General features: G+C 59.9%; 1 protein-coding gene. It reads right to left on the minus strand.

All coding sequences use genetic code 11. The features are described from left to right. Positions 1-688: class I SAM-dependent methyltransferase (locus ACFHPP_RS31305; protein WP_437167123.1), on the minus strand; the 688-nt coding region annotated here is incomplete at both ends.

The raw sequence follows: 688 nt of genomic DNA on the forward strand, positions 1-688 counted from the left end.
ATGTGCGCCTCATCCATGAAGCTCCCATTTGCGAGCCGTATCGTCTCCCCCGGGAAGCACACGGCCTGGCCAAAAAGCGTCAGGCTGTCGGTCAGCTCAACCGAGCCCCAGTTGACCTTCTCCTGAAGCAGGACGGAGCCGCCATTTTCCCTTATGCAGGCCGCGACATTCCCGGCGCTGACGGAGCCGGCCCGGCGATGCGTGTTGACGCCCTGGCAATCGAGAAAGTTGGAGTGGTGCAGGAACGCAAGGCCCCCGGGATTCAAACGAGCCAGGATTTCCCTGATATAAGCCTGCATGATCTCGAATTCGGCGTGAACCAGCGAATCGAATGAAAATACCAAATCGAATTTACCTTCGGTCATCGCCAGGGACGTGCCGTCGGTTTTCAGGAAGCTGGCATGGCGGCTCGCGGCGAAGCGGGTCTTGCAGGCCGCGACACACTGGTCCGAGAGATCGACGCCGACGAAGGACTCACTCAACCCGATCAGAAATTTCGTCCAACGTCCGTAACCGGGCGCTATTTCCAGCACACGTCCTGCCGGCAGGAAGCGATGCAGGCGGGGGTAAAGCGAACCAAACCACTGCGCCTCGCTACCACCCCAGGCCTGGCTCCACTCCTCGCCGCCATTTTCCCAGTCATAAGCGCCATCCCAGGTTTCGGCATTCCAATCCAGATCCGGCATGG

This window comes from Falsiroseomonas sp. E2-1-a20 (genome assembly GCF_051433195.1).
GTDB lineage: Bacteria > Pseudomonadota > Alphaproteobacteria > Acetobacterales > Acetobacteraceae > Falsiroseomonas.